Consider the following 23,315-nt stretch of genomic DNA (forward strand, 5'->3'; position numbering starts at 1 on the left):
AGCAGTCACCCGCAGATGTCCTTCGCCCCGGCGGTTGACGTTGAACGGGCCACGCCGGTGCTGGCGGGTGTCGCGGGACGGCGGGGCAGACACGCGGTGACCGGTTTCTGTACGTGGCCGCTGGAAACGCGGCCGCCTGCGGCAACCACGCGCGCCGTTATCGCCCCAGCGCCTCGGCGATGGCCTGCTCGGCCAGCGGCGCCATGCGCGCATACCCGGCCGGCGTGGGGTGCACGCCATCGGTGGCCAGGACAGGATCGAGCCCACCGTCGGCATTGGCCAGCGCGCGGTAGTAATCCAGATACACAACGCCCTGGTCGCGCGCATAGCGCTGCAGGGCGGCGTTGAGCGCCCGCACCTTCGGTGCCGGATGCACGCCGGGCTGCCACGGATACTCGCTGACCGGCAGCACCGAGGCCAGCACGACACCAATGCCATGCGCCTGCGCCAGCTCGCGCATGGCATGCAGGTTGTCTTCGATCATCGCCTGGGTGGCCGGGCCGGTATTGCCGGCGATGTCGTTGGTGCCGGCCAGGATCACCACGACCGCCGGTTGCAGGGCGATCACGTCCTGGCGGAACCGCAGCAGCATCTGTGCGGTGGTCTGCCCGGAAATGCCGCGGTTGACGTAGCCCTTGCCTGGGAAGAACGTGCCGCTGCCGGTGGGCCCCCAGCCCTCGGTGATGGAATCACCGAAGAACACCACACGCGGCTGCCCCGGCTGCGCCACCGGCAGCGCCGCGTTTTCCGCGCGATAACGCTCCAGTTGCGGCCAGTCGCGCAGTTGCTGCTGGAGGTAGCGGACCTGGTCCGGCGTGAGCGCTTCCGCAGGCGTCACGTACAGCGGATTGACCGCCGGCGGGTCGATCGGCGGCGCATCCGCGGCTGCACAGCCGGACAGCGGCGCCCCGAGCAGGGCGAAGGCGGCGGTCAGGGCCACGGTGTGTGCCGACTGCGGCATGGCGGTTGCTCCGGTTCGATGCGAACGGCAAGTCTACCGCCGGTTGCCCCTGCATCGCGCCCAGACGCAGACGGCCGCACCCCGCGGGATGCGGCCGTCGCGTGCGTCAGCGCGCCGTCAGTGCTTGCCGGCCGGTGCGTTTTTCACGTAGGTGTCGAACCAGTTGAGCATTTCCGATACCAGTTGCTCGTTGGATTCCAGTGCGGTGTACCAGTGCGGCTCATGCGGCAGCATCACCAGGCGGGTGGTGCCGCCGTTGCCGCGGATCGCCTGGAACAGCTTGCGCGACTGGAACGGCTCGGTGCCCGGATTGGCATCATCCTCACCGTGGACCAGCAGCAGCGGCAGCTTGATCCTGTCCGCGTAGAAGAACGGCGACGCCTTCAGATACACGTCCTGCGCCTGCCACACCGACCGGCGCTCGTTCTGGAAGCCGAACGGCGTGAACGTCTTGTTGTACGAACCGCTGGTCGCCACGCCGGCCTTGAACAGGTCGGTGTGCGCGATCAGGTTGGCGGTCATCAGGCCGCCGTGGCTGTGCCCGGTGACGCCGATCCGGTTGCGGTCCACCACCCCCATGTCCACGGCCTTGTCCACCGCGGCCCTGGCATCGGCTTCCAGCTGTTCCAGGTAGGTGTCGTAGGCGGTCTTCGGATCGCCGACGATCGGGAACGAGGCATTGTCGATGATCGCGTAGCCGGCCAGCAGCATCAGGCGGTACGGTGCCAGACGGGTGAAGGTCTGCTGCGAGCCGGACACCTGGCCGGCCTGCGCGGCGTTGGCGAAATCGGCCGGGTACGCGTACAGGATCGCCGGCACGCGCTGGCCTTCCTTGTAACCCGGCGGCGTATACAGGGTGAACGACAGATCCACGCCATCGGCGCGCTTGTAGGTCACCAGGCGCTTCTGGATCTGGCGCACCTCCGGCGTCGGATCGGTCAGCTGGGTCAGCGCGGCCGGGGTGGACGCGAACGCCGCCTCGCCCTTGGCAGCGGCTGCATCGCGCTCGCCCAGGGTGCGGATGAACGCGTTCGGCGCGTCGGTCACCGACTGGTGCCAGGTCAGGACGCGGCCGGTGGTGCCGGCAAAACCGAGGACCTGCTCGTAGGCATCGGCAGCGCTGCGGAACAGGCGTTCGCTCTTCAGCGAGCCCAGGTCCAGGCGGTCCAGGAACGGACGGTCGCCCTGCGGCGAGGCGCCCTGCCCGCGCAGGAACACGTGGTTGCCGTCCTGGCGCACCACGCTGGCCCCGTTGGGCAGACGCGTGAACACCAGGTTGCCCGGGTCGCCGTAAAGCTCATCGCTGGACAGATCCCAGAGCAGCCGCCCTTCCTGCCCGGGACGGTCCACATCGACAATGCGGGTCTGACGCCAATGGCGATTCTCGTCGTTCTCGTACAGGAACGACACGGCCGGGTCCGCGCTCCAGGCGATGCCTTCGAAGCGCTGCGCGGTACGCGCGATCTCCACCGGCGTCCCGGTGAACGGCGCCTTGAGCATCAGTACGCGGTCACGGTGGGGCACGCTGACCTTCCAGTCGCCCTTGTCCAGCGCTTCGGCATACACCAGCGTGGCCGGATCGGTGGAGCGCCAGTCGAAGTCGCGCGGGCCTTCCGGCACGCCGTGCACCGGCACGCGATCGGCCAGCGGCAGGCTGGCCACCGGCGTGCTGCGGCCGCTGCCCAGGTCCAGCACGGCCACGTCATTGGCGAAGCGCTGGTAGGTGACCGCGTGCGAGAACGGCGCCTTCAGCGTCTCGGTGAGCACGTGCACGCCATCCGGCGCAGCCGTGACATCGTTGTACAGCGCCGGCGCGCCAATCGGACGCACGCTGCCGGCCTTGGCATCCACCACTGCCAGCTGCGACTGGCCGTAGTAGGCGAACAGCTTTTCGTCATGCACGCTGGTCAGCGTGTCGCGCGATTCGTAAGTGCTGCTCTCACCCTTGGCGCCGAGCGATTCCTGGATGTCCGGGCCGGCCGCGCCATCCTCATTGGACGGCGCTGCCCCCTGGTTGGCCGGCACCAGCTTGACCAGCAGGTTCTGGCTGCCGCCGAGCCACTGCACGGTGTAGCCGAAGATCGGATTGAGCTGTACACCCGGGATCTGCTTGACCTGTCCGGTCGCGGCATCTCCCACCCACAGCTGCACCGAGGTATCCACCGCGTTCTGGAACACGAAGCGCTGGCCGTCGGCCGACCATTGCGCGTTGCCGGCACAGCCCTGTGGCAGCGCCACCGGCGTGTGCCTGCGGCTGTCGATATCCACCAGCGTGAAATCGGCCACGCAGGCCGGGATGCCATAACCGCCCTGGGTGTCGTGGCGGCTGCGGTTCTTCGGCTCCAGGCGCACACCCGCCAGCTTCAGGTACGGCTGCGCGACACGGCTGATCGACGGGTAGGTCTGCGCGGTGGTCAGCAGCAGACGCTGGCCGGTGGGGTCCACGCTGGGCATCGGCGGCGGCGGCGCCTTGAGCACCTTGAGCAGGTGTTCCGGCGGTTTGGCATAGTCGGCGAAGGCCGGGCCGGCGGCCAGCAGGCCGAACGCGGCCGTGGCGACGGCCGCGGCAAGAGCGGTACGACGGATCAGCATCCTTTACCCCTTGTGGTGTTGGGTGCCCGTGCAGGGGCGATATCCCGAATCTAGCACCGCCGCGCGGGCCGGGAATGGGCCGGAAGGGCTAGTCGCCCGGTGCGGCAACGCGGTGCGCGTCCGGCCGGCCGCGCACCGTCACGGTAAGATGCGCGCACATTCCCTGCCGATGCCGCCGTGCGCACTGTTCACGCCCTCCGCTACATCACCCCGCTCCGCGAGGGTGGCTCGCTGCCCGCCGTGGTCGAAACCGACGACGACGGCATGGTGGTGCTCAAGTTCCGGGGTGCCGGCCAGGGGCCGAAAGCGTTGATCGCCGAGCTGATCGCCGGTGAGCTGGCCCGCACGTTGCGCCTGCCGATTCCGGAGATCGTGTTCGTCGAGCTGGATCGCGAGTTTGCCCGCACCGAGCCGGACCCGGAGATCCAGGACCTGATCCGAGCCAGCGAAGGCCTGAACCTGGGCAGCGACTATCTGCCCGGCGCGCTCAACTACGACCCGGCAGCGATGGCCGTGGATGCCGACCTCGCCTCGCGCATCGTGTGGTTCGACGCATTCACCAGCAACGTGGACCGCACCGCGCGCAACCCCAATCTGATGGTATGGCACCGGCAGCTGTACCTGATCGACCACGGCGCGGCGATGTACTTCCACCATGACTGGGCCACCGCCGGGGATGCCTGCGTGAAACCCTTCATGCTGATCCGGGACCACGTGCTGCTGCCGTTTGCCACGCAGATCGACGCGATCGACGCCGCGCTGGCCGCGCTGCTGCCCGACGCGGAAATCGAACGCATCGTCGGCCTGGTGCCGGACAGCTGGCTGGTCGACGAACCCGCGTTCGACAGCCCGGCGGCGTATCGCCAGGCGTATATCGATTACCTCACCCATCGCCTGCGCATGCGCGCCGCCTTCGTCCAGGAGGCCGTCCGTGCCCACACTGCACACGTATGACTACGCCGTCATCCGCGTGGTACCGCGGGTGGAGCGCGAGGAGTTCATCAACGTCGGCGTGATCGTGTCGTGCCCCGGTGCGAAGCACCTGGAAGCGGCGATCGAAATCGATGCGGCGCGGATGCAGGCGTTCGCGCCCGGCCTGGACAGGGACGCGCTGCAACCGTGGCTGGACGCCATCGTGGCGATCTGCCGTGGCGACGCCAACGCCGGTCCCATCGCCCGGCTGCCGGCACGCGCGCGCTTCCATTTCCTGACCGCCAAGCGCAGCTCGGTGGTCCAGATGTCCAGCACCCACGTGGGCCGGACCGCGCACCCGGAGAACGTGGTGGAGCACCTGATGACCCGGATGGTGCGGGTACCGCAGTAACGCAACGCGCAAACACGCGCACCCCGTAGAGCCGGGTTCTACCCGGCTGCTCTTCGTCAGGCACAACACCTGACACACGCCGGGCAGAGCCCGGCGCTACCAAGGCCACCCGCGCGCATCACGTAGAGCCGGGTTCTACCCGGCTGCTCTTCGTCAGGCACATGCACACCTGACACCCGCCGGGCAGAGCCCGGCGTCACCAAGGCCACGCGCGCGCACCCGTAGAGCCGGGTTCTACCCGGCTGCTCTTCGTCAGGCACATGCACACCTGATACCCGCCGGGCAGAGCCCGGCGCTACCAAGGCCACCCGCGCGCACCCCCACGCGCGCGCACCCCGTAGAGCCGGGTTCTACCCGGCTGCTCTTCGTCAGGCACATGCACACCTGACACCCGCCGGGCAGAGCCCGGCGCTACCAAGGCCACGCACGCGCACCCCGTAGAGCCGGGTTCTACCCGGCTGCCCTTCGTCAGGCACATGCACACCTGACACCCGCCGGGCAGAGCCCGGCGCTACGGGAGGGGCCATCGGCACCAGGCGAAGGGGTAATCGTTCATGCCCTTGGCCAATCCGGCGCGCAGCGGTTGGCGAGTATGTAGGTGGCCGCGGCCAACAGATGGCGATCGTCGCGCTGCAGCTGGTCGTAGTAGCCCGGTTGCCAAACGGTGCCCCGGGTGCTGTTGCTCTGGTTGAGGGCCTTGGCCGACCGCGACTTGAAGGTTCGCATCACGATCGACAGTGGTGTGTCGCGCAGGCGGAACATCCAGTGGATATGGTCGGGCATGACCACCCATGTCAGGGAGTCGGTGCGGCCCTGGGCATCCGAGGTGCGCAGCCAGTAGCAGACCTCCTGCGCATTGGCGGTATCGACGAACAGGCGGGTGCGCTGCGCCGTAACCGTGGTGACGACGTAGTAGCTGCCCTCGCAGGAGATGCGTCCGCGTTGTAGAGAAGGACTCGCCATGTCTGCATCTTGGGCGAGGCTGCGCGAACCTTGAAGCAGGGGGCGCTGCAGTGTCGTGTCAGGGGAATACCCGATCTGATGTGATCTTGTCATCGGGTGCGCAGGCACCTTGTAGAGCCGGGCGCTGCCCGGCTTGCATGATCGTGCGTGAGAGCAGCCGGGTAGAACCCGGCTCTACGGGGCTTGCATCAGGTTGCTTGGCTTCGTTGAAGAGCAGCCGGATAGAACCCGGCTCTACGGGCTTGCATCAGGTTGCTTGGCTTCGTTGAAGAGCAGCCGGGGAGAACCCGGCTCTACGGGGCTTGCATCAGGTTGCTTGCCTTCGTTGAAGAGCAGCCGGGTAGAACCCGGCTCTACGGGGCGTGGGCCAGCGTGCGTCGTCACGTTTTCGGCAGCGCGTAGGCGATCACGTAATCGCCTGCGGGGGTTTCCATGAAATGGTGGCCGCCGGCCATGATGACCACGTACTGCCGCCCGTTCTGCTCGTAGATCATCGGGTTGGCCTGGCCCCCGGCGGGCAGCGGGGCGTGCCACAGCTCCTTGCCGGTCTTCAGGTCGATGGCGCGCAGCAGGTCGTCGGTGGCAGCAGCGATGAAGACCAGGCCGCTGGCGGTGACGACCGAACCGCCGTTGTTGGGCGTGCCGATCTCGATCGGCAGGCCCGAGCGGATGCCGAACGGACCGTTGCCGCGGGCGCTGCCGAACGGGCGGTCCCACAGCGTTTTGCCGCTGCGCAGATCGACGGCGCGGATGCCACCATACGGCGGCTGCTTGCACAGCAGACGGGTGAACGGCAGTCGCCAGCCGGCGTTGACGTCGACGGCGTACGGCGTCCCCACCTGCGGGTCCCCCGCCCCTTCGGCGCCGCCCTTGTCGGCGCGCACCTCCTCGCGCGGCAGCCAGCCCAGTCTGTCCGCCGTGGCGCGCGGCACCAGCCGGTTGTAGTTGGGCATGTCGTTGTAGTTGGCCACGATCACCCCGCGACGTGGATCCACCGCGACACTGCCCCAGTCCGAGCCACCGTTGTAGCCGGGGTACTCGATGGAATGGCGGTCGGCCGTCGGGGGAGTGTAAAAACCCTGGTAGCTCGCCCTGCGGAACTGGATGCGGCAGACGAGCTGGTCGATCGGGGTCATGCCCCACATGTCGCGCTCGGTCAGGTCGGGCTTGCGCAGCGTGTGGTACAGCGAGAACAGCTGCGTGGGCGAGCGCTGCTCCGGCTCCACCCCGCCACCCGGCACCGGGCGCTCCTCGGCGGGAGTGAGCAGCTGCCCGGTGCGGCGATCCAGCACATACATGTCGCCCTGCTTGGTCGGCAGCAGGATGGCCGGCACCTTGCCAGCCGGGGTGGGATAGTCGACAAGCGTCGCCTGCGAGCCCAGGTCGTAGTCCCACACGTCCTTGCGCACCGCCTGGAAGTGCCACACCGGCTTGCCCGTGTTGACGTCGATGGCGACCAGCGAGGTCGCGTAGCGGTTCTGGGCCTCGGTGCGCGACCCGCTCCAGTAGTCACCCGCCGCATTGCCCATCGGCAGGTAGACCAGCCCCAGCGCGTCGTCACCGGTGGCGGTGGTCCACATGTTCGGCGTGCCGCGGGTATAGGTATGGCCGCGCGGCGGTGCACCGCTGCGCTGCGGCTGGTCCATGTCCCAGGCCCAGCGCAGCGCGCCGGTGACTGCGTCGTACGCCTGGATCACGCCGGACGGCGCATCGCGACGCTGGCCGTCCAGCACCTGGTGGCCGGTCACCACCACGCCCTGCACGATGGCCGGCGGCGAGGTGATCGAGACATAGCCCGGCGGGGTCTCGCCCATGCCAAGGGTGATGTCGACCTGGCCGTTGTTGCCGAAACCGGCGCACGGTTTGCCCGTGGCGGCATCGACCGCGATCAGCCGGCCATCCAGCGTGCCCTCGATGATGCGCGCCGCGCAGGCGCCGCGCGGCACCTGGGTAAGCAGCGGTACGCCCACCTGCGGCACGGCCAGGTCGGCGGCAACGTCGGCCAGTGCAGCGTCCTGCGCGGTGGTCGGCACCTCGTAGTAGGCGACGCCCCGGCAGGCGGCGGTGTACGGAATCGAGGCATTCCTGACCTTGGGATCGAAGCGCCAGCGCTCGCGCCCGTCGGCGGCATCGAGGGCGATCAGCTGGTTGCGGGCGGTGCACAGGTATAGGCGGTCGCCGATCTTCAGCGGGGTGGTCTCCGCGCCCCAGCGTTTGTCCGGCAGATCGCCGGTGCGGAATACCCAGGCCTGCTGCAGGGTTCCCACGTTGTCCGGGGTGATCTGCTGCAACGGCGAGAACCGGGTGGCTGCGTTGCTGCGGCCGTACGCGGTCCAGTCACCATCGGCAGGCCGGTCGGCCGGTTGCAGCGCCGCCTCGGTTGTCGGCGCCAGCCCGGCGGCGACCATTGGCTCGGGGAAGGCACCCACGGCTGCGGTGACGCCATGCGGAACGAACGCCAGGCTGAAGGCCGCCACGAACACCAGCGCCAGGACACCGGCCAGACTGCGCGACACAGCGCGGGATACCGGCCGTCGCAGGCGCGGCAGCAACAGGCAGAGCATGAAGGCCAACGCCACCATCAGTCCGAGGCGCGGCACCCACCGCCAATAGTCGCTGCCCGACTCCCACCAGGTCCACAGCACGGTGCCCACCAATACCAGTGCGAAGCACGCCGCACCGCTGACCCGTCCGCGCCACAACTGCACGCCGGCCACCAGCAGCCCGACCCCGGCCAGCACGTAGTACCAGGAACCGCCGAGGCGGGCCAACCAGCCGCCGCCCAGCACCAGCACCGCGCCAAGCACCAGCAGGATCATCGCCAGGACACCCAGCAGCCAATGGCGGGTGTAGCGGGCCTGCGTCGTGGCGGACATCGCGCGCTCCTCCCTTCCCCTGCACCGCCGGCCAGCGTCTGCACCGGTCCTGTGGGTCCTTATCCCACCGGGGTCGTGAACGCGGTGCGTTCTTTCCAGCCGTGCCTGGACCCCCAACGGAAAACGCCGGCAGGCGCCGGCGTTTTCCGTGGTACCGCAACGCAACCGCGTTACGCGTCCGGCGGTGCCACCACCGGCGCGGCAGCGGTCGCGGCCGCCTCGTCGGCGCCCTCTTCGTCGGCGCCGTCATCCAGCGAGGCATCCATGCGCTCGACCGCCTGCAGCTTCTCGTCCTTGGACAGGCGGATCAGGGTGACGCCCTGGGTGTTACGGCCCACGCGCGAGATTTCCGAGCTGCGGGTGCGCACCAGGGTGCCACCATCGGAGATCAGCAGCACCTCGTCGCGCGGCCCCATCAGCACCGCGCTGACCAGCTTGCCGTTGCGCTCGGTGGTCTGGATGCCGATCACGCCCTGGGTGCCACGCCCCTTGCGCGGGTAATCCGGCAGCGGGGTGCGCTTGCCGTAGCCGTTCTCGGTAGCGGTGAGGATGTACAACGCGTTGTCGTCATCCACCCCGTTCTCGATCACGGCATCGCCATTCTCGCCCACGGTCTCGTCGATGACGGTGTCATCATCGTTGTCGTCCTCGCTGCCGCCGGCACTCTCGGCCACGATCAGGCTGACCACTTCCTCGCCCTTGGCCATCTTGATGCCGCGCACGCCGGTGGCGGTACGGCCCATCGAGCGGACCTTGTCCTCAGCGAAGCGCACGGTCTTGCCGTTGGAGGCGAACAGCAGGATGTCACGCTCGCCATCGGTCAGGCCGACCCCCACCAGCGCATCGCCGTCATCGAGATTGATGGCGATCTTGCCGCGTGCGAGACGGAACGCAAACTCGCTGAGCGGCGTCTTCTTGACCGTGCCGTTGCGGGTGGCGAAGAACACGAACTGACCATCGGCGTATTCACGCACTGGCAGCACGGCCTGCACCTTCTCGCCGGATTCCAGCGGAATCCAGTTGATGATCGGGCGGCCACGGGCATTGGAACCGGCTTCGGGCAGCTGATGCACCGGCAGCCAGAACACCTTGCCCGAGCTGGTGAAGGTGAGCAGCGTGTCGTGTGTGTTGACCAGCCACAACTGCTCGATGAAATCCTCTTCCTTGGTCGACGCCGCGCTGCGGCCACGGCCACCGCGGCGCTGGGCGCGGTAGGCGCTGACCGGCTGGCGCTTGACGTAGCCGGCATGCGACAGGGTGACCACCACGTCTTCCGGCGCGATCAGGTCGAGGATGTCCAGGTCTTCTTCGCTGTGGCGGATCTCGGTGCGGCGCTCGTCGCCGAACTCGGTGCGCACGTTGATCAGCTCTTCGCGGATCACCTGCAGCAGGCGGTCCGGATCTTCCAGGATGTGGATCAGCCCGGCGATCGTTTCCAGCAGTTGCTTGTATTCCTCGGTCAGGCGGTCCTGCTCCAGCCCGGTCAGGCGGTGCAGGCGCATTTCCAGGATCTGGGTGGCCTGGATCTCGGTCAGCTGGTAGCCACCCTCGATCAGGCCCACGCCCTTGGGCAGGTCGTCCGGACGCGAGGTCTCGGCACCGGCGGCACCAAGCATCGACCCCACCAGGCCCGGCTCCCAGAGGCGGGCGAGCATGCGTTCGCGCGCTTCGTTGGGATTGGGCGAGGTCTTGATCAGTTCGATCATCTCGTCGATGTTGGCCAGCGCGACGGTCAGGCCTTCCAGCACGTGCGCACGGGCGCGCGCCTTGCGCAGCTCGAACACGGTGCGGCGGGTGACCACTTCGCGACGATGGCGCACGAAGGCCTCGAGCAGCTGCTTGAGGTTCATCAGCTGCGGGCGGCCATCGACCAGCGCCACCATGTTGATGCCGAACACCGACTCCATCTGGGTCTGCTGGTAGAGGTTGTTCAGGACAACTTCCGCCGACTCGCCGCGCTTGATTTCGATGTAGATGCGCATGCCGTCCTTGTCGGACTCATCGCGCAGCTCGCTGATGCCTTCGAGCTTCTTTTCCTTGACCAGCTCGGCGATCTTCTCGATCAACCGGGCCTTGTTCACCTGGTACGGAATCTCGGTGACGATGATCGATTCGCGGCCGTTGTCGGCCACTTCGATATCGGCCTTGGCGCGGATGCGCACACGGCCACGACCGGTCCGGTAACCGGCGACGATGCCGGCGGTGCCGTTGATGATGCCCGCGGTCGGGAAGTCAGGGCCCGGGATGTACTCCATCAGGCCGTCGACGTCGATCGCCGGATTGTCGATCAGCGCGATGCACGCATTGATCGACTCGGTCAGGTTGTGCGGCGGGATGTTGGTCGCCATGCCCACCGCGATACCGGCCGAACCATTGACCAGCAGGTTCGGGAACCGGGTCGGCATGACCGTCGGCTCCAGTTCCTTTTCGTCGTAGTTGGGCTGGAAATCGACGGTTTCCTTGTCGATGTCCGCCATCAGCTCATGGGTGAGCTTGGACATGCGCGCTTCGGTGTAACGCATCGCCGCGGCGGAGTCGCCGTCGACCGAACCGAAGTTACCCTGGCCATCGACCAGCATGTAGCGCAGCGAGAACGGCTGCGCCAGACGCACCAGCGTGTCGTACACCGACTGGTCGCCATGCGGGTGGTACTTACCGATGACGTCACCGACGATACGCGCCGACTTGAAGTAAGGCTTGTTGCTGTGCGCGTTCAGCTCACTCATCGCGAACAGCACGCGGCGATGCACCGGCTTGAGGCCATCGCGCGCATCCGGGAGGGCGCGGCCCACGATCACGCTCATCGCGTAATCGAGGTAGCTCTTGCGCATCTCGTCTTCCAGGTTGACCTGGATGATTTCCTTGGCGGTTTCTGCCATTCGGGTTCCGTTGTCTGGTAGCGGTCCAGTCCGTCGCAGCCAGCCCTTTCGGGGCGGCCGCGCCGGAATCTCGATTAACCGTTGAAGTCTACCACAACGGGCCGTTTCCCGCCTCGTTTTACCGGGGTTTTACCGGCAAGAATCAGGAACTTACGGGGCCGTTGCGGGGGCTTCCCCGAAGGCGGCCCGCATATTGGCCGTGGTCGGGTTCAGGATCACCCCGCGCTCGGTCACGATGGCATCGATCAGGGCGCCCGGGGTGACATCGAACACCGGGTTCCAGGCGGCGATGCCCTCGGCCACCGTACGGACCCCGCCCACGCCGTACAGCTCGCCGGGATCACGCTGCTCGATCTCGATCTGGTCGCCGTCGGCGGTGTCCATGTCCACCGTCGAGGACGGCGCCACCACCATGACCTTCACCCCGTGGTGGCGTGCGGCGATGGCGAGCTGATAGGTCCCGATCTTGTTGGCGGTATCACCGTTGGCGCAGATGCGGTCCGCACCGACGATCACCCACTGCACCGCGCCGGTCTTCATCAGGTGCGAGGCGGCCGAGTCGGCGATCAGGGTCGCGTCGATGCCATCCTGCTGCAGCTCCCACACGGTCAGGCGGGCGCCCTGCAGCCACGGGCGGGTCTCGCCGGCGAACACGCGGGCGATGCGGTGCTGGGCCATGCCGGCGCGGATCACGCCGAGCGCGGTGCCGAAGCCGGCGGTGGCCAGCGAGCCGGTATTGCAGTGGGTCAGCACGCCGCTGCCGGCCTCGATCAGCCCGGCACCCAGCGCGCCCATGTGGCGGTTGGCGGCCAGGTCTTCATCGGCGATGGCCTGGGCCTCGGCCGCCAGCACGTCGCGCCAGTCGCTGCCGGCCGGCGCCAGGGCACGGCGCATGCGCGCCAGGGCCCACGCCAGGTTCACCGCGGTCGGCCGTGCGGCATTGAGCCGCTGCAGCGCCGGCTCCAGCTTCAGCAGCGCCTGCGCGCCATCGTCGGCCTGCACGTCGTTGGCGGCCAGCACCGCGCCCCACGCCGCAGCAATGCCGATGGCGGGTGCGCCGCGCACGGTCAGTGCGTGGATCGCCGCGGCGACGGCATCGCTGTCATGGCACGCCACGTGCTCGACCACGAACGGCAGTTTGCGCTGGTCCAGCAGTTGCAGGGCGTCGCCGGTCCACAGGATCGGGCGGATGTGGTCGTAGCGGGCGTAGTCGATGTCGGTGGATGCGTTCATCGCGCCATTGTAGCGGCGCGCCGGCGTCGGGTCAGGCCCGGACGCGCGGCCGTTTCAATTGACCGAGAACTCGGCGCGGCAGCCGTCGTCCACCCACACCCCGCGAGCGTCCCAGCCCCAGCTCCGCCCCTGCTCGCACGGGCTGCCGGACAGCTGCCTTGACAGCGTGGCGCCGTGGTTGATGCTGGCACCGCAGAAGCGACGCTGGCGCGACTTGGATTCGCAGGTGAGCAGTCGCGGCACCATCAGGAAGCCGGACCCGTCGGCGGCCCCCACTTCGAAATCACCCTGGCATCCACGCGTCACCCAGATCTCGTTGCGGCGTACGCCCCAACTGTGGTTCTCGCGGCATGGCAGCGCCGACAACTGGCGCAGCAGGCGCACCGGTGCACCCTGCAGCACCACCGGGCAGTTCTGCGGGCGACCATTGGATTCGCAGCGCACCACGCGCCGCGTCAACCGCTCGCCTGCGCGCTTGGCCGTCACCGGCGTGCGGGCGCGGAACTCGGCGCGGCAGCCCAGCGTCACCCAGACCCCCGAGCGATCAGTGCCCCACTCGGAGCCGCGCACACAGGTGTTCTCCGACAGCTGGCGGACCATATCCACGCCACCGTCCACGGGCATGTCGCAATGCACCCATTCCATGTCGCGCGATTCGCAGCGCACCACCTGCCCGGCATAGCCGGACGACTGCGCCACGGCCGGCGATGCCAGCCCTGCCCACAGCAACAACGAACATAGCGGCATGCCTGCGCTGGCCAACACCTTCATCGACACGGTCCCCGCCGCAACTGAACGATCACGCGTTACACCTTCTGACATCGGGTGTGATCAGAGCATCATCATCCACGGTGCGCAAGACGCAATTGGCCGGGAACGGTTCAGGCCCGGGCGAAATCGATGGCCAGGACATCGGCAATCGCCGGTGTACGGTTCATCGCCATCAGCAACCGGTCCACCCCCACCGCTACGCCCGCACAGTCGGGAAGCTGCGGCAATGCGGCCAGCAGCGCCTCGTCCAGGGGCGGCAGCACCGCGCCGCGCATGCGCCGCACCGCATGATCGCGCTCGAAGCGCGCCCGCTGCTCGGCGGCATCGTTCAGCTCGTGATAGCCGTTGGCCAGCTCCACCGGCCCCAGATACAGCTCGAAGCGCTCGGCCAGTGCCGGCGTCCCGGGCCGTACGCGCGCCAGCGCGGCCTGGCTGGCCGGCCAATCGTGCACGACCGTCATCGTATCGTCACCGAACGCAGGCTGGATGCAGTGGGTCATCAGCAGGTCCAGCCAGTCGTCGCGGGTCAGCCCCTGCGGATCGATGTGGATCTCCGACAGCGGCGCGCGCAGTGCGTCGATGTCCGCTTCGAACGGGTCCACCCCGAGCTGGCGCTGGTACAGACTGCGGTAGTCGATGACCTCCAGGCGCGCCTCGCGCTGCACCAGCGACAGTGCCGCGCGTACCAGCGCCGCCGTTTCCCCGATCAGACGGTGATGGTCCCAGCCCACGCGGTACCACTCGAGCATGGTGAACTCGGGATTGTGGCGGCCGCCAGCTTCGCCGTTGCGGAACACCCTGCCCAGCTCGTAGCAGTCGCCCACACCGGCGGCAAGCAGGCGTTTGAGCGGATACTCCGGGGACGTGCGCAGCCAGCGCTGCGCCTCACCCGCATCGACGTGGCCACTGAAACGGGTGTGGAAGCTGTCAATGTTGGGTTCGGTATTGCCGGCCACCGACAGGATCGGCGTTTCCACTTCGAGCACACCACGTGTGGCGAAGAAGTCACGGATGCACGCATTGAGCGCGGCGCGCTGGCGCAGGGCCGCGATCATGCGCGCGCGTCGCGCAGGCGTTCGGCCAGCGGCAGGGTCAGCAGGTCGCGGGTGTCATCCACGTAGCCGGTGGCCAGGTACAGGCGGCGCGCCAGTTCGTTGTGATGGTTCACTTCCAGGCGCATCCGCGCGACGCCGCGCGCGTTGGCACGCTGCTCAAGGATCGCCAGCGCCTGCTTGCCACGCCCACGGCCGCGCGCGGCGTGCTGCAGGTAGAGCTCATCGAGCAGCGCGAAGTGTCCGCCCTGCTCCAGGCTGAAGCCCATCGCCAGGGCCGCATAGCCCACGACCTCGCCGGTCTCGGACAGCCACAGCAGCACCTCGCCGTTGCGCGGCTCTTCGAGCAGGGCCAACAGCGCGGGACGCACGCGCGCCGGGTCGAAATCGAGCTTGTCTTCGGCGTAGAAGTCGCGCATCAGGCCAATCAGCAGATCGGCGTCGGCCACGGTGGCCAGGCGGAAATCGAGGGGTACGGTATGCATGCGACGTCTCGTAGAAATCAGTGTGCGGCCAGGTAGGCCAGCAGGCGGTCTTCGTCCCAGACCTCCACGCCCAGCTCCTGCGCCTTGGTCAGTTTGGACCCCGCCTCGGTGCCGGCGACGACGAACGCGGTCTTCCTGGACACGCTGCCGGAGACTTTCGCGCCCAGCGCTTCCAGCCGCGCCTTGGCATCGTCGCGGGTCATCTGCGCCAATGTGCCGGTCAGCACCACGGTCTGCCCGTCCAGCGGCCCGGCAATCTGCTCCGCCTGGTCCGGGGCCAGGGCCAGGAGTTCCTGCCGGCAGGCCTCGGCCTTGAGCAGCATGTGGCCATGACCGTCGCGGTCGAGCCAGTCGGCCAGGCCCAGCGCGACCTCATTGGGCAGCCCGGCGGCGACGAAACGCACCGGCTCGGCATCCAGCAGCGTGGCAGCGTCAGGCAACGCGGCTACCAGCTTCTCGGCGCGCAGACGGGTAATGCCCGGGATTTCGGCCTCCACCAGCACCTGGGCGAAGTCCAGGCCGTCGCGCAGCTTGGCCGACGGCCTGTGCGTGTCGGTGATGCGCACCTTGCCGATCGTGATCAGAGCATCGATGGCCTTCTGGTTGCCGTCCTGCTCGAAGAAGTGCCCGAGCGATCGCGCCACTTCGCCGCCAATGTCCGGCACACGCTTGAACAGCGGCCACGGCAGCCGGCGGATCAGCGCCAGGTCGCCGAACCAGGCAGCCAGCGCCTTGGCGGTGCTCTCACCCACATGCTCGATGCCCAGCGCGAACAGCAGCCGCTCCAGCGTGGTGTCGCGGCTGGCGTCGATGGCCGCGATCAGGTTGTCCGCCCAGCGGGTGGCAATTTTCTTCGTGTTCCAGACGAACGCTGCCGGCATCGCCAGCGCCTGGGCGCGCCAGGTCTCGTCGCGGCCATCCAGCTGCAGGATCGCGCGCAGGTAGTCGCCACTGGCCTCCGGCGGGAGGTGGGCACCGATCTGGCTGGCCAGTGCCTCGGGCGACCCGGCATCGAGCACCAGCTTCAACTGCAGCAGCTGATCGCGCTGCAGCCGGTACAGATCGGCCACGCCGCGCACGATGCCCGCATCGACCAGGGTGTCGATGTACTTGCCGCCCAAGCCATCAATGTCCATTGCGCGGCGCGAGGCGAAGTGCGCGATGGCCTCCTTGCGCTGCGCCGGGCAGCTCAGCTCACCCGAGCAGCGCCAGGCGGCAGCGCCTTCTTCGCGTACGATCTCCGCGCCGCATACCGGGCAGTGCGTCGGCATCTGCCACGGTGCGGTGCCGGCTGGCCGGCGCTCGGCGATCACGCTCACCACCTCCGGAATCACATCGCCGGCACGGCGTACGATCACGGTGTCGCCCACGCGAACGTCCAGCCGCGCGATCTGATCGGCGTTGTGCAGGGTGGCATTGGACACGATCACCCCGGCCACCGCCACCGGGTCCAGGCGCGCCACGGGCGTGGCCGCACCGGTGCGCCCGATCTGGATCTCGATGGCCTCCACGGTCGTGGTCTGTTCCTGCGCCGGGAACTTGTGCGCGATCGCCCAGCGCGGTGCGCGGGAGACGAAGCCCATCTGTTCCTGCCCGGCGCGGTCATCGAGCTTGTAGACCACGCCGTCGATGTCGAAGGCAAGCCCGTCGCGGCGCTCGCCGATGTCACGGTAGTACGCCAGCAGGCCCTCGCTCCCTTCCACCACCTGGCACAGGTCGCTGACCGGGAAGCCCCACGCGCGCAGCTGCGCCAGCGTGGCCGAGTGCGTGGCCGGCAGCTCGCCGCCCCGCACCTCACCGGTGCCGTAGGCGAAGAAACTCAGCTTGCGCCGCGCGCTCACCTTCGGATCGAGCTGACGCAGCGAACCGGCTGCGGCATTGCGCGGGTTGGCCAGCACCTTGCCATCGTGCAGACGGGCGTCGGCGTTGTAGGCCTCGAAATCGGCCCGCGCCATGTAGACCTCGCCGCGCACCTCCAGCACGTCGGGCCAGCCCTCGCCCTGCAGGCGATGCGGAATCACACGGATCTGGCGCAGATTGGCAGTGACATCCTCGCCGGTGGCACCATCCCCACGGGTAGCGCCCTGGACGAACTGGCCGTCCTCGTAGCGCAGGCTGATCGCCAGGCCGTCCAGTTTCGGTTCGGCCGAGAAGTACAGCGCGTCGCGGCGCAGCCGCTCACCGATGCGGCGCACGAAATCCTGCACTTCTTCATCGCTGAACGCATTGCCGAGCGACAGCATCGGCACCACATGCCGGACTTCGGCAAAGCGTGAAGAGGCCTTGCCGCCCACGCGCCGGGTCGGCGAATCGGCACGGGCCAGCTCGGGATGTGCCTGCTCCAGCGCCTCCAGCTCACGCACCAGCGCGTCGTAGTCCGCGTCGGGAATCAGCAGCTCGTCGCGCTCGTGGTACGCCTTGCCGGCATCCTCGATCTGGCGGCGCAGGACGTCGGCACGTTCGGCGGGGCTGGGGCTCATGCGGTCGGCAATCCTGAAGGGGCTGCCGATTTTATCGCGGATGGTGAACGCTTGCCGCCTCACGCCAGCAGCGCTAGCGTGCCGGCTTGCCCTCTGCACACGGTGCCCCGTGACACATCCCAGCGCGCCCTCCCGCCGTTCCTTCCTGCACCTGGCCGGCACCGGCCTGGCACTGTCGACGCTGGGGCTGACGCCCGCGCAGGCCGCCCTGCCCCGCTCCGGGCCGGCAGCCCCTGCCGGCGGCCCGGTCCTGCTCAACTTCAACGAGTGCCCCTATGGTCCTGCCCCGGCTGCGCTGGCCGCAGCCCGTGACGTCGCAGGCCGGAGCGGGCGGTATCTGTTCGCGATGGCCGGCGAACTGCGCGACCTGTTCGCCGCACAGGAAGGTCTGGGCAAGGAACAGGTGCGGCTGTTCCCGGGCTCCAGCGAGCCGCTGAACCGGGCGGCCGTGCTGTGGACGGGGGCCGGTGCCGGACTGGTGGTCGCCGATCCGACCTTCGAGGCGCTCGGCGATCTGGCTGCCGCACGCGGCGCGCCGGTGGTGCGGGTGCCGCTGCGCGCGGACGGCGCGCACGACGTGCGGGCGATGGTCGCGGCCGCCGCGCGCATCGACGCCGGGTTGCTGTATCTGTGCAATCCCAACAACCCGACCGGCTCGATCACACCGGCCGCCGACATCGCCTGGTTGCTGGCGCATAAACCGGCGCGTACCCGCGTACTGGTCGATGAGGCCTATCTGCAGTACAGCGAGCAGCGCTCGGTGATCGGCCAGGTGATGCAGCGCGACGACCTGATCGTGCTGCGCACGTTCTCCAAGCTGTATGGCATGGCCGGGTTGCGCCTGGGCGTGGCAGCCGCGCATCCGGACCGCCTGCGCGAGCTGGCCAGCCTCGGTGACAACCCGTTGCCGGTGACCGCGCTGGCGGCCGGCCTGGCCAGCCTGCGCGACCCGGACCTGATCGTGCGACGCCGGGCGGAGAACGCCCAGGTGCGCCAGGCCACGATCGCGTGGCTGGGCAAGCGCGGCTTTTCCTGCGTGCCGTCCGAAGCGAACTGCTTCGTGGTGGATGTGCAGCGCGAGGGTGCCGCGTTCGCTGCGGCGATGGCCGAACGCGGCGTTGTGATCGGACGCAGCTGGGCGATCTGGCCGCAACGGGTGCGGGTCACCGTGGGCACGGCAGCGGAGATGGAGAGGTTCCAGACCGCCTTCGCCGCCGCAATCGACCCGCCCCGGTAGCGCCGGGCTCCGCCCGGCTGCTCCACCGCGCTACGCCCGCGGTTACCAGCGCGGCGGCTTGGTCAGCGGCGGGGCCTGGTGCTGGCGGTCGTAGGCGCGCAGTTCGTCACGGATGTGGGCGACGCGCTGGCGGCCGAGCGTGGCGCGGCTGTCGTCGAGCACCACGCCGTCCAGCAGCTCGCCCATGCGCTGCACCGTGGGCAGCATCTTTTCCCATGCATCCAGCGCCGTCAGCGGCGCCGGCAGGGTCAGGAAGAAGGCGATGGCAGGGGTTTCCATCTCGCGGATGTTGGCCATGTCGAAGCTGCCCGGCTTCATGATGCTGGCCATCGAGAAGATCGGGCCGCGCTCGGGGTGGCCTTCGACCAGGCGGTGGAACACGTTCATGTGGCCGAAGACCAGACCGGTCTTCTCCGCTGCAACCACGATGTCCTCGCCACGCAGCTGCTCACCGGCACGCGCGGCCACGAACAGCGACACGATCTTGTCGAAGTCCTGGGTGGCACGCTTGCCCACGTCGCTGGCGGCCGGGGCATCGACCTCGGGCAGGCCCAGTTCCGGCTGGGTCACGCCGTCATCGGCGGGCACACCGGCGTCAGCGCCTGCAGGGTCACCTTCGCCCAGCACCGGCTCACGCCGCGCGCCGGCGGCCGTGTCGGTGCCTTCGATGCGGCGGCCCTGGACTTTCTTCTTCGGACGGCCAAACAGGAAGATCGCGGCGATCAACAGCAGGCCGGCGGCCAGGATGCCGATGCGGAGCATTGCCATGTCGGACATTCGAGGGGGTCTCCGGCTAAATCATTCAGGTACGCAAGGATGGCACGTCAGGCCGCGCCCGCCAATCGGGCCGCTTCCTCCAGGTCCACGCTGACCAGTCGGCTGACGCCCGGCTCGCGCATGGTGACACCGGACAACTGGTGCGCCGCCTCCATCGTGGCCTTGTTGTGGCTGACGAACAGGAACTGCACTTTTTCGCTCATCTCCTTGACCATGTTGGCCAGGCGACCGACGTTGGCTTCATCCAGCGGCGCGTCGACCTCGTCCAGCAGGCAGAACGGCGCCGGGTTGAGCTGGAAGATCGCAAATACCAGCGCCACCGCCGTCATCGCCTTCTCGCCGCCGGACAGCAGCGAGATGCTGGACACGCGCTTGCCCGGCGGGCGGGCCATGATCGTCACGCCCGTGTCGAGAAGGTCTTCACCGGTCAGTTCGAGGTAGGCATGCCCACCCCCGAACAGGCGCGGGTACAGCTGCTGCACGCCGGCATTGACCCGGTCGAAGGTGTCCTTGAAGCGGCCGCGGGTTTCGCGGTCGATCTTGCGGATCGCCTCTTCCAGGGTTTCCAGTGCGGTGGTCAGATCGGTGTTCTGTGCGTCCAGGTACTCCGAGCGCTGCGATGCCTCGCCGTACTCCTGGATCGCGGCAAGATTGACCGGCTCCAAACGGCGCATGCGGCCATCGATCTGGTGCACGGCCTGCTCCCAGTCGCTGGTGCGCGCCTCCTCGGGCAGGCTGTTGATCACGTCCTGCAGCACGAAGCCGGCCTTCTCGACCGAAGCCGACAACTGCTCGGCGCTCAGCACCAGCGCCTGCTGGTCGAGCTTGCGCTGGGAGATGCGTTCGCGCTGCGCCAGCGCCTGCTCATCGCGCTGATGACGGGTCTGCTCGAAATTGCGCAGCTCCGCATCGATGCCTTCCAGCATCGTACGCGCCTCACCCAGCACGCGATCGGCACGCACGCGCTCGCCCAGCGCATTCTGGTGCTCGGCCTCCAGCGCCTGCACCGGGGAGTCACCCTCGTCGAGCTGCGAATGCAGTTCACCCAGGCGTGTGTCCAGCTGGCCTCGCTGGCTGCTCATGCGCTCCAGCGCCTGGCTCAGCGAGGTGATCTGGGCGCGCTGGGATTCCAGCGTCAGCGCCAGCGAATGCGCGCTCTCACGGACGTTGCGCGCGGCTTCGCGGGCAAGGTCGCGGGCGTCGGTGAGCTGGCGGCGCTCGCCCTCCAGCGCCGCGCGTACCGATTCCAGATCGCCCATGCTGGTGACCGCGTCGTCGAGCCGGGCACGCGCTTCGCGCACCTGTTCGCGGCTGGCATCCAGGGTCTCAAGCAACTGCGACAGTTCGCCTTCGATGCGGTCGATACGGGTACGTGCCGCCTCCACCTTGCCCTGCTGGCTCTGCAGCTGGCCGCCCAGCTCGGACACGCTGCGATGCGCCTGATACAACTGGCGCTGCGCCTCTTCGCGGTGCTGCTCGCCGGCCAGCAGCTGGTCGCGGAACCCCGCCAGGCGCTGCTCCAGCTCGGCTTCGCGCGCCTGCAGGGTGTCGATCTGCTCGCGCAGGGTCACAATCTCGCGTTCGCGCAGCAGCGCGCCCTGCTTGGCGGCGCCGGAGCGCGAGACCCGCACCCAGCCGTCGCCGAGGCGCTCGCCACTGCGGGTGATCACCGAATCGCCCTCGCCCAGCGTGGCCTGCAGGGCACGTGCCGCCGACAGATCCTCGGCCGCGTGCAGGCGGGCGAGCAGGCGACGGATCGCGGTGGGCCCCTGGACCTTGGCAGCCAGCGAGGTCGGCGCGACCTGCAACGCCTCCTGCGAGGCCGACACCAGGGCAAGACGGCCATCGCCGAGTTCGCCCAGCGCATCGACGAGCGCTTCGGGGTTCTCGACCAGGACGCCCTCGATCAGCTGGCCAAGCGCGCTCTCCACCGCGTTTTCCCAACCGCTCTCCACGGTGAGGCGTTCGCCCACGCGGGCCGCCGAATCCAGCCGCTGCGCGGTAAGCCACGCGACGGCCGCACCCTGCTCCTGGCCAAGCGCGGCCTGCTGCAGGGTTTCCAGCGATGACAGGCGACCGCGCGCGGCCTGCGCCTGCTTCCGGATCTCGGCCAGTTCGGTCTGCCCGCTGCGCTGGCGGTCCTGCAGGCCGTCAACGACCTGCTTGCGCGCTTCAACCTGCTCAGTGAGGCCGTCGAGCGCCGCCTTCTGGGTCTCGTGCCGGAGCTGCAGGTCCTCGAAGGCCGCGGTCAGCGCGTCCAGGTCGAGGCTGCCGCGTTCGCTGGTCAGGGCTTCGCGGCGGCGGTCGGCCTCAAGGACCTGACGGTCGAGGTAGTCCACCCGCGTGCGTTCCACTTCGCCGGCGCGCGACGCTTCGGAGGTGTTGCGGGTATGCGCTTCCCAGCGCTGCTGCCAGTCGGCCAGACGGGCCTCGGCCTCGCGCAGGGCTTCCTGCTTGATCTCGTTCTCTTCGCGCAGGTGCTCCAGGCGCGGCTCGGCCTCGTCCACGGCCTCGCGCAGCACGAGCAGCTTGGCTTCGTCGCCGCTGATGTGCTTGCCCAGTTCGGCCAGCGCCTGCTGCGCTTCATCGCGCGCCTTGTTCAGCCGCTGCGACAGTTCGCGCTGGTGCTGGATCTGCTGCTCGAGGCGGGCCAGTGTGCTGCCCACCTGGTAGACCTCGGCCTGCGCGGTGCTGAGGGCGTCAGCCGCCTCTTCCCGGCGCACGCGGCTGGTTTCGATGCGGGCCTCCGCATCGCGCTGCTCGGCAATGAACTGCTGCAGCCGCGTTTCTTCTTTGGACAGCGCATCGCGCAGGCTGCCGAGGCGACTCTCCAGGCCACGGTACTCCAGCGCCTTCCACTCGGCATCCTTGACCTTGCGCTCTTCCTGCAGCGCCTGGTACTGCTCGGCCTGGCGGGCCTGGCGTTTGAGGTGCTCGAGCTGCTTGCCGATTTCCTCGCGCAGATCGTTGAGGCGGTCAAGATTCTCGCGGGTGTGGCGGATGCGGGTTTCGGTTTCCTTGCGGCGCTCCTTGTACTTGGAGATGCCGGCGGCTTCTTCCAGGTACACGCGCAGATCTTCGGGCCGGGCTTCGATGATCTGGCTGATCATGCCCTGCTCGATGATCGAGTAGCTGCGCGGGCCCAGGCCGGTGCCGAGGAACAGGTCGGTGATGTCGCGACGGCGGCACTTGGTGCCGTTGAGGTAGTAGTTGCTGCTGCCATCGCGGCTGACGGTGCGCTTGACCGAGATCTCGTTGAACGACGCGTACTCACCGGAAATGGTGTGGTCGGTGTTGTCGAAGATCAGCTCGACGGTGGCCTGTGAGACCGGCTTGCGCGCCGAGGACCCGGAGAAGATCACGTCCGTCAGCGAATCGCCACGCAGGCGGCTGGCCGAGCTTTCGCCCATGACCCAGCGCACGGCGTCGATGATGTTGGATTTGCCACAGCCATTGGGGCCCACCACGCCGGTCATATTGGTCGGCAGGTGCAGCGTGGTCGGATCGACGAAGGACTTGAAGCCGGAGAGCTTGATCGTGGACAGACGCATGGCGTGGTTGGTTTCCGGGCAAGGGGCGGATGCGACCCGTGCCGTGGTGGATGTTGGAGCAGAATCCACCCTCAAGCCATTGATGTTGCAGGGATTCAATGGTCCCGAGGGCGACGCGATAGCCTGAGTATAAC

The 23,315-nt window shown here is 68.4% G+C and carries 15 protein-coding genes; 3 read left to right on the forward strand and 12 right to left on the reverse strand.

Annotated elements, in window-relative coordinates; genetic code table 11:
* Positions 1-157: 157 nt before the first annotated feature.
* Positions 158-961, reverse strand: coding sequence for an SGNH/GDSL hydrolase family protein (locus GDJ08_RS16880; RefSeq protein ID WP_229296555.1), 804 nt, complete (start codon positions 959-961; stop codon positions 158-160).
* A gap of 117 nt (positions 962-1,078) precedes the next feature.
* Entirely contained in the window at positions 1,079-3,553 is a 2,475-nt protein-coding gene (locus tag GDJ08_RS16885; protein WP_017356595.1) for a S9 family peptidase, read from the reverse strand.
* A gap of 177 nt (positions 3,554-3,730) precedes the next feature.
* Between GDJ08_RS16885 and GDJ08_RS16890 the strand changes: the two genes are divergently transcribed.
* Together GDJ08_RS16890 and GDJ08_RS16895 are read left to right on the forward strand one after the other, a co-directional pair.
* Entirely contained in the window at positions 3,731-4,507 is a 777-nt protein-coding gene (locus GDJ08_RS16890) for a HipA family kinase (RefSeq protein WP_017356596.1), read from the forward strand.
* The gene (locus GDJ08_RS16895; protein ID WP_017356597.1) at positions 4,485-4,877 is read left to right on the forward strand and encodes a DUF3037 domain-containing protein; all 393 of its coding nucleotides are present in this window, start codon (positions 4,485-4,487) and stop codon (positions 4,875-4,877) included. The genes GDJ08_RS16890 and GDJ08_RS16895 overlap by 23 nt, the downstream gene beginning before the upstream one ends.
* A gap of 552 nt (positions 4,878-5,429) precedes the next feature.
* On the opposite strand, the gene GDJ08_RS16900 is transcribed toward GDJ08_RS16895, so the two are convergent.
* The 8 genes from GDJ08_RS16900 to ligA all read right to left on the reverse strand — a co-directional run bounded on the left by GDJ08_RS16900 (position 5,430) and on the right by ligA (position 17,616).
* The gene (locus GDJ08_RS16900) at positions 5,430-5,840 is read right to left on the reverse strand and encodes an REP-associated tyrosine transposase (protein WP_229296556.1); all 411 of its coding nucleotides are present in this window, start codon (positions 5,838-5,840) and stop codon (positions 5,430-5,432) included.
* Between the two features lie 380 nt (positions 5,841-6,220).
* A complete protein-coding gene (locus tag GDJ08_RS16905) occupies positions 6,221-8,716 on the reverse strand; it encodes a membrane-bound PQQ-dependent dehydrogenase, glucose/quinate/shikimate family (RefSeq protein WP_153165326.1) in 2,496 nt (831 codons plus the stop codon).
* Positions 8,717-8,886: 170 nt separating this feature from the next.
* A complete protein-coding gene (gene gyrA, locus GDJ08_RS16910) occupies positions 8,887-11,595 on the reverse strand; it encodes a DNA gyrase subunit A (RefSeq protein ID WP_017356951.1) in 2,709 nt (902 codons plus the stop codon).
* 150 nt (positions 11,596-11,745) lie between these two features.
* A complete protein-coding gene (mtnA, locus tag GDJ08_RS16915) occupies positions 11,746-12,828 on the reverse strand; it encodes an S-methyl-5-thioribose-1-phosphate isomerase (protein WP_136007154.1) in 1,083 nt (360 codons plus the stop codon).
* Between the two features lie 54 nt (positions 12,829-12,882).
* On the reverse strand, positions 12,883-13,599 hold the full coding sequence (locus GDJ08_RS16920; protein ID WP_136007152.1) for a DUF3011 domain-containing protein: 717 nt from the start codon (positions 13,597-13,599) through the stop codon (positions 12,883-12,885).
* 110 nt (positions 13,600-13,709) lie between these two features.
* Positions 13,710-14,654 carry an EF-P lysine aminoacylase EpmA gene (gene epmA / locus GDJ08_RS16925; RefSeq protein ID WP_153165327.1) on the reverse strand — a complete coding sequence of 315 codons (945 nt, stop codon included), beginning with the start codon at positions 14,652-14,654 and terminating at the stop codon, positions 13,710-13,712.
* Positions 14,651-15,136 (reverse strand): GNAT family N-acetyltransferase, encoded by a 486-nt coding sequence (locus GDJ08_RS16930; RefSeq protein ID WP_017357436.1) that lies wholly within the window; start codon positions 15,134-15,136, stop codon positions 14,651-14,653. Before GDJ08_RS16930 ends, epmA begins: the two co-directional genes overlap by 4 nt.
* A gap of 17 nt (positions 15,137-15,153) precedes the next feature.
* The gene (ligA, locus tag GDJ08_RS16935) at positions 15,154-17,616 is read right to left on the reverse strand and encodes an NAD-dependent DNA ligase LigA (RefSeq protein WP_153165328.1); all 2,463 of its coding nucleotides are present in this window, start codon (positions 17,614-17,616) and stop codon (positions 15,154-15,156) included.
* A gap of 109 nt (positions 17,617-17,725) precedes the next feature.
* Between ligA and GDJ08_RS16940 the strand changes: the two genes are divergently transcribed.
* On the forward strand, positions 17,726-18,853 hold the full coding sequence (locus GDJ08_RS16940) for a pyridoxal phosphate-dependent aminotransferase (RefSeq protein WP_153165329.1): 1,128 nt from the start codon (positions 17,726-17,728) through the stop codon (positions 18,851-18,853).
* A gap of 42 nt (positions 18,854-18,895) precedes the next feature.
* Here the strand turns inward: GDJ08_RS16940 and zipA are convergent, their stop codons facing one another.
* Positions 18,896-19,630 (reverse strand): cell division protein ZipA, encoded by a 735-nt coding sequence (gene zipA / locus GDJ08_RS16945; RefSeq protein ID WP_136007144.1) that lies wholly within the window; start codon positions 19,628-19,630, stop codon positions 18,896-18,898.
* 47 nt (positions 19,631-19,677) lie between these two features.
* Entirely contained in the window at positions 19,678-23,181 is a 3,504-nt protein-coding gene (gene smc, locus GDJ08_RS16950; protein WP_153165330.1) for a chromosome segregation protein SMC, read from the reverse strand.
* Between the last annotated feature and the right edge of the window lie 134 nt (positions 23,182-23,315).

This window comes from Stenotrophomonas nematodicola, assembly GCF_009467805.1.
GTDB lineage: Bacteria > Pseudomonadota > Gammaproteobacteria > Xanthomonadales > Xanthomonadaceae > Stenotrophomonas > Stenotrophomonas nematodicola.

Bases quoted from the DNA above. Each gene is read 5' to 3' on its own strand.
- GDJ08_RS16880 (WP_229296555.1), bottom strand. From the start codon at position 961: ATGCCGCAGTCGGCACACACCGTGGCCCTGACCGCCGCCTTCGCCCTG.
- GDJ08_RS16885 (WP_017356595.1), bottom strand. From the start codon at position 3,553: ATGCTGATCCGTCGTACCGCTCTTGCCGCGGCCGTCGCCACGGCCGCG.
- GDJ08_RS16900 (WP_229296556.1), bottom strand. From the start codon at position 5,840: ATGGCGAGTCCTTCTCTACAACGCGGACGCATCTCCTGCGAGGGCAGC.
- GDJ08_RS16905 (WP_153165326.1), bottom strand. From the start codon at position 8,716: ATGTCCGCCACGACGCAGGCCCGCTACACCCGCCATTGGCTGCTGGGT.
- gyrA (WP_017356951.1), bottom strand. From the start codon at position 11,595: ATGGCAGAAACCGCCAAGGAAATCATCCAGGTCAACCTGGAAGACGAG.
- mtnA (WP_136007154.1), bottom strand. From the start codon at position 12,828: ATGAACGCATCCACCGACATCGACTACGCCCGCTACGACCACATCCGC.
- GDJ08_RS16920 (WP_136007152.1), bottom strand. From the start codon at position 13,599: ATGAAGGTGTTGGCCAGCGCAGGCATGCCGCTATGTTCGTTGTTGCTG.
- epmA (WP_153165327.1), bottom strand. From the start codon at position 14,654: ATGATCGCGGCCCTGCGCCAGCGCGCCGCGCTCAATGCGTGCATCCGT.
- GDJ08_RS16930 (WP_017357436.1), bottom strand. From the start codon at position 15,136: ATGCATACCGTACCCCTCGATTTCCGCCTGGCCACCGTGGCCGACGCC.
- ligA (WP_153165328.1), bottom strand. From the start codon at position 17,616: ATGAGCCCCAGCCCCGCCGAACGTGCCGACGTCCTGCGCCGCCAGATC.
- zipA (WP_136007144.1), bottom strand. From the start codon at position 19,630: ATGTCCGACATGGCAATGCTCCGCATCGGCATCCTGGCCGCCGGCCTG.
- smc (WP_153165330.1), bottom strand. From the start codon at position 23,181: ATGCGTCTGTCCACGATCAAGCTCTCCGGCTTCAAGTCCTTCGTCGAT.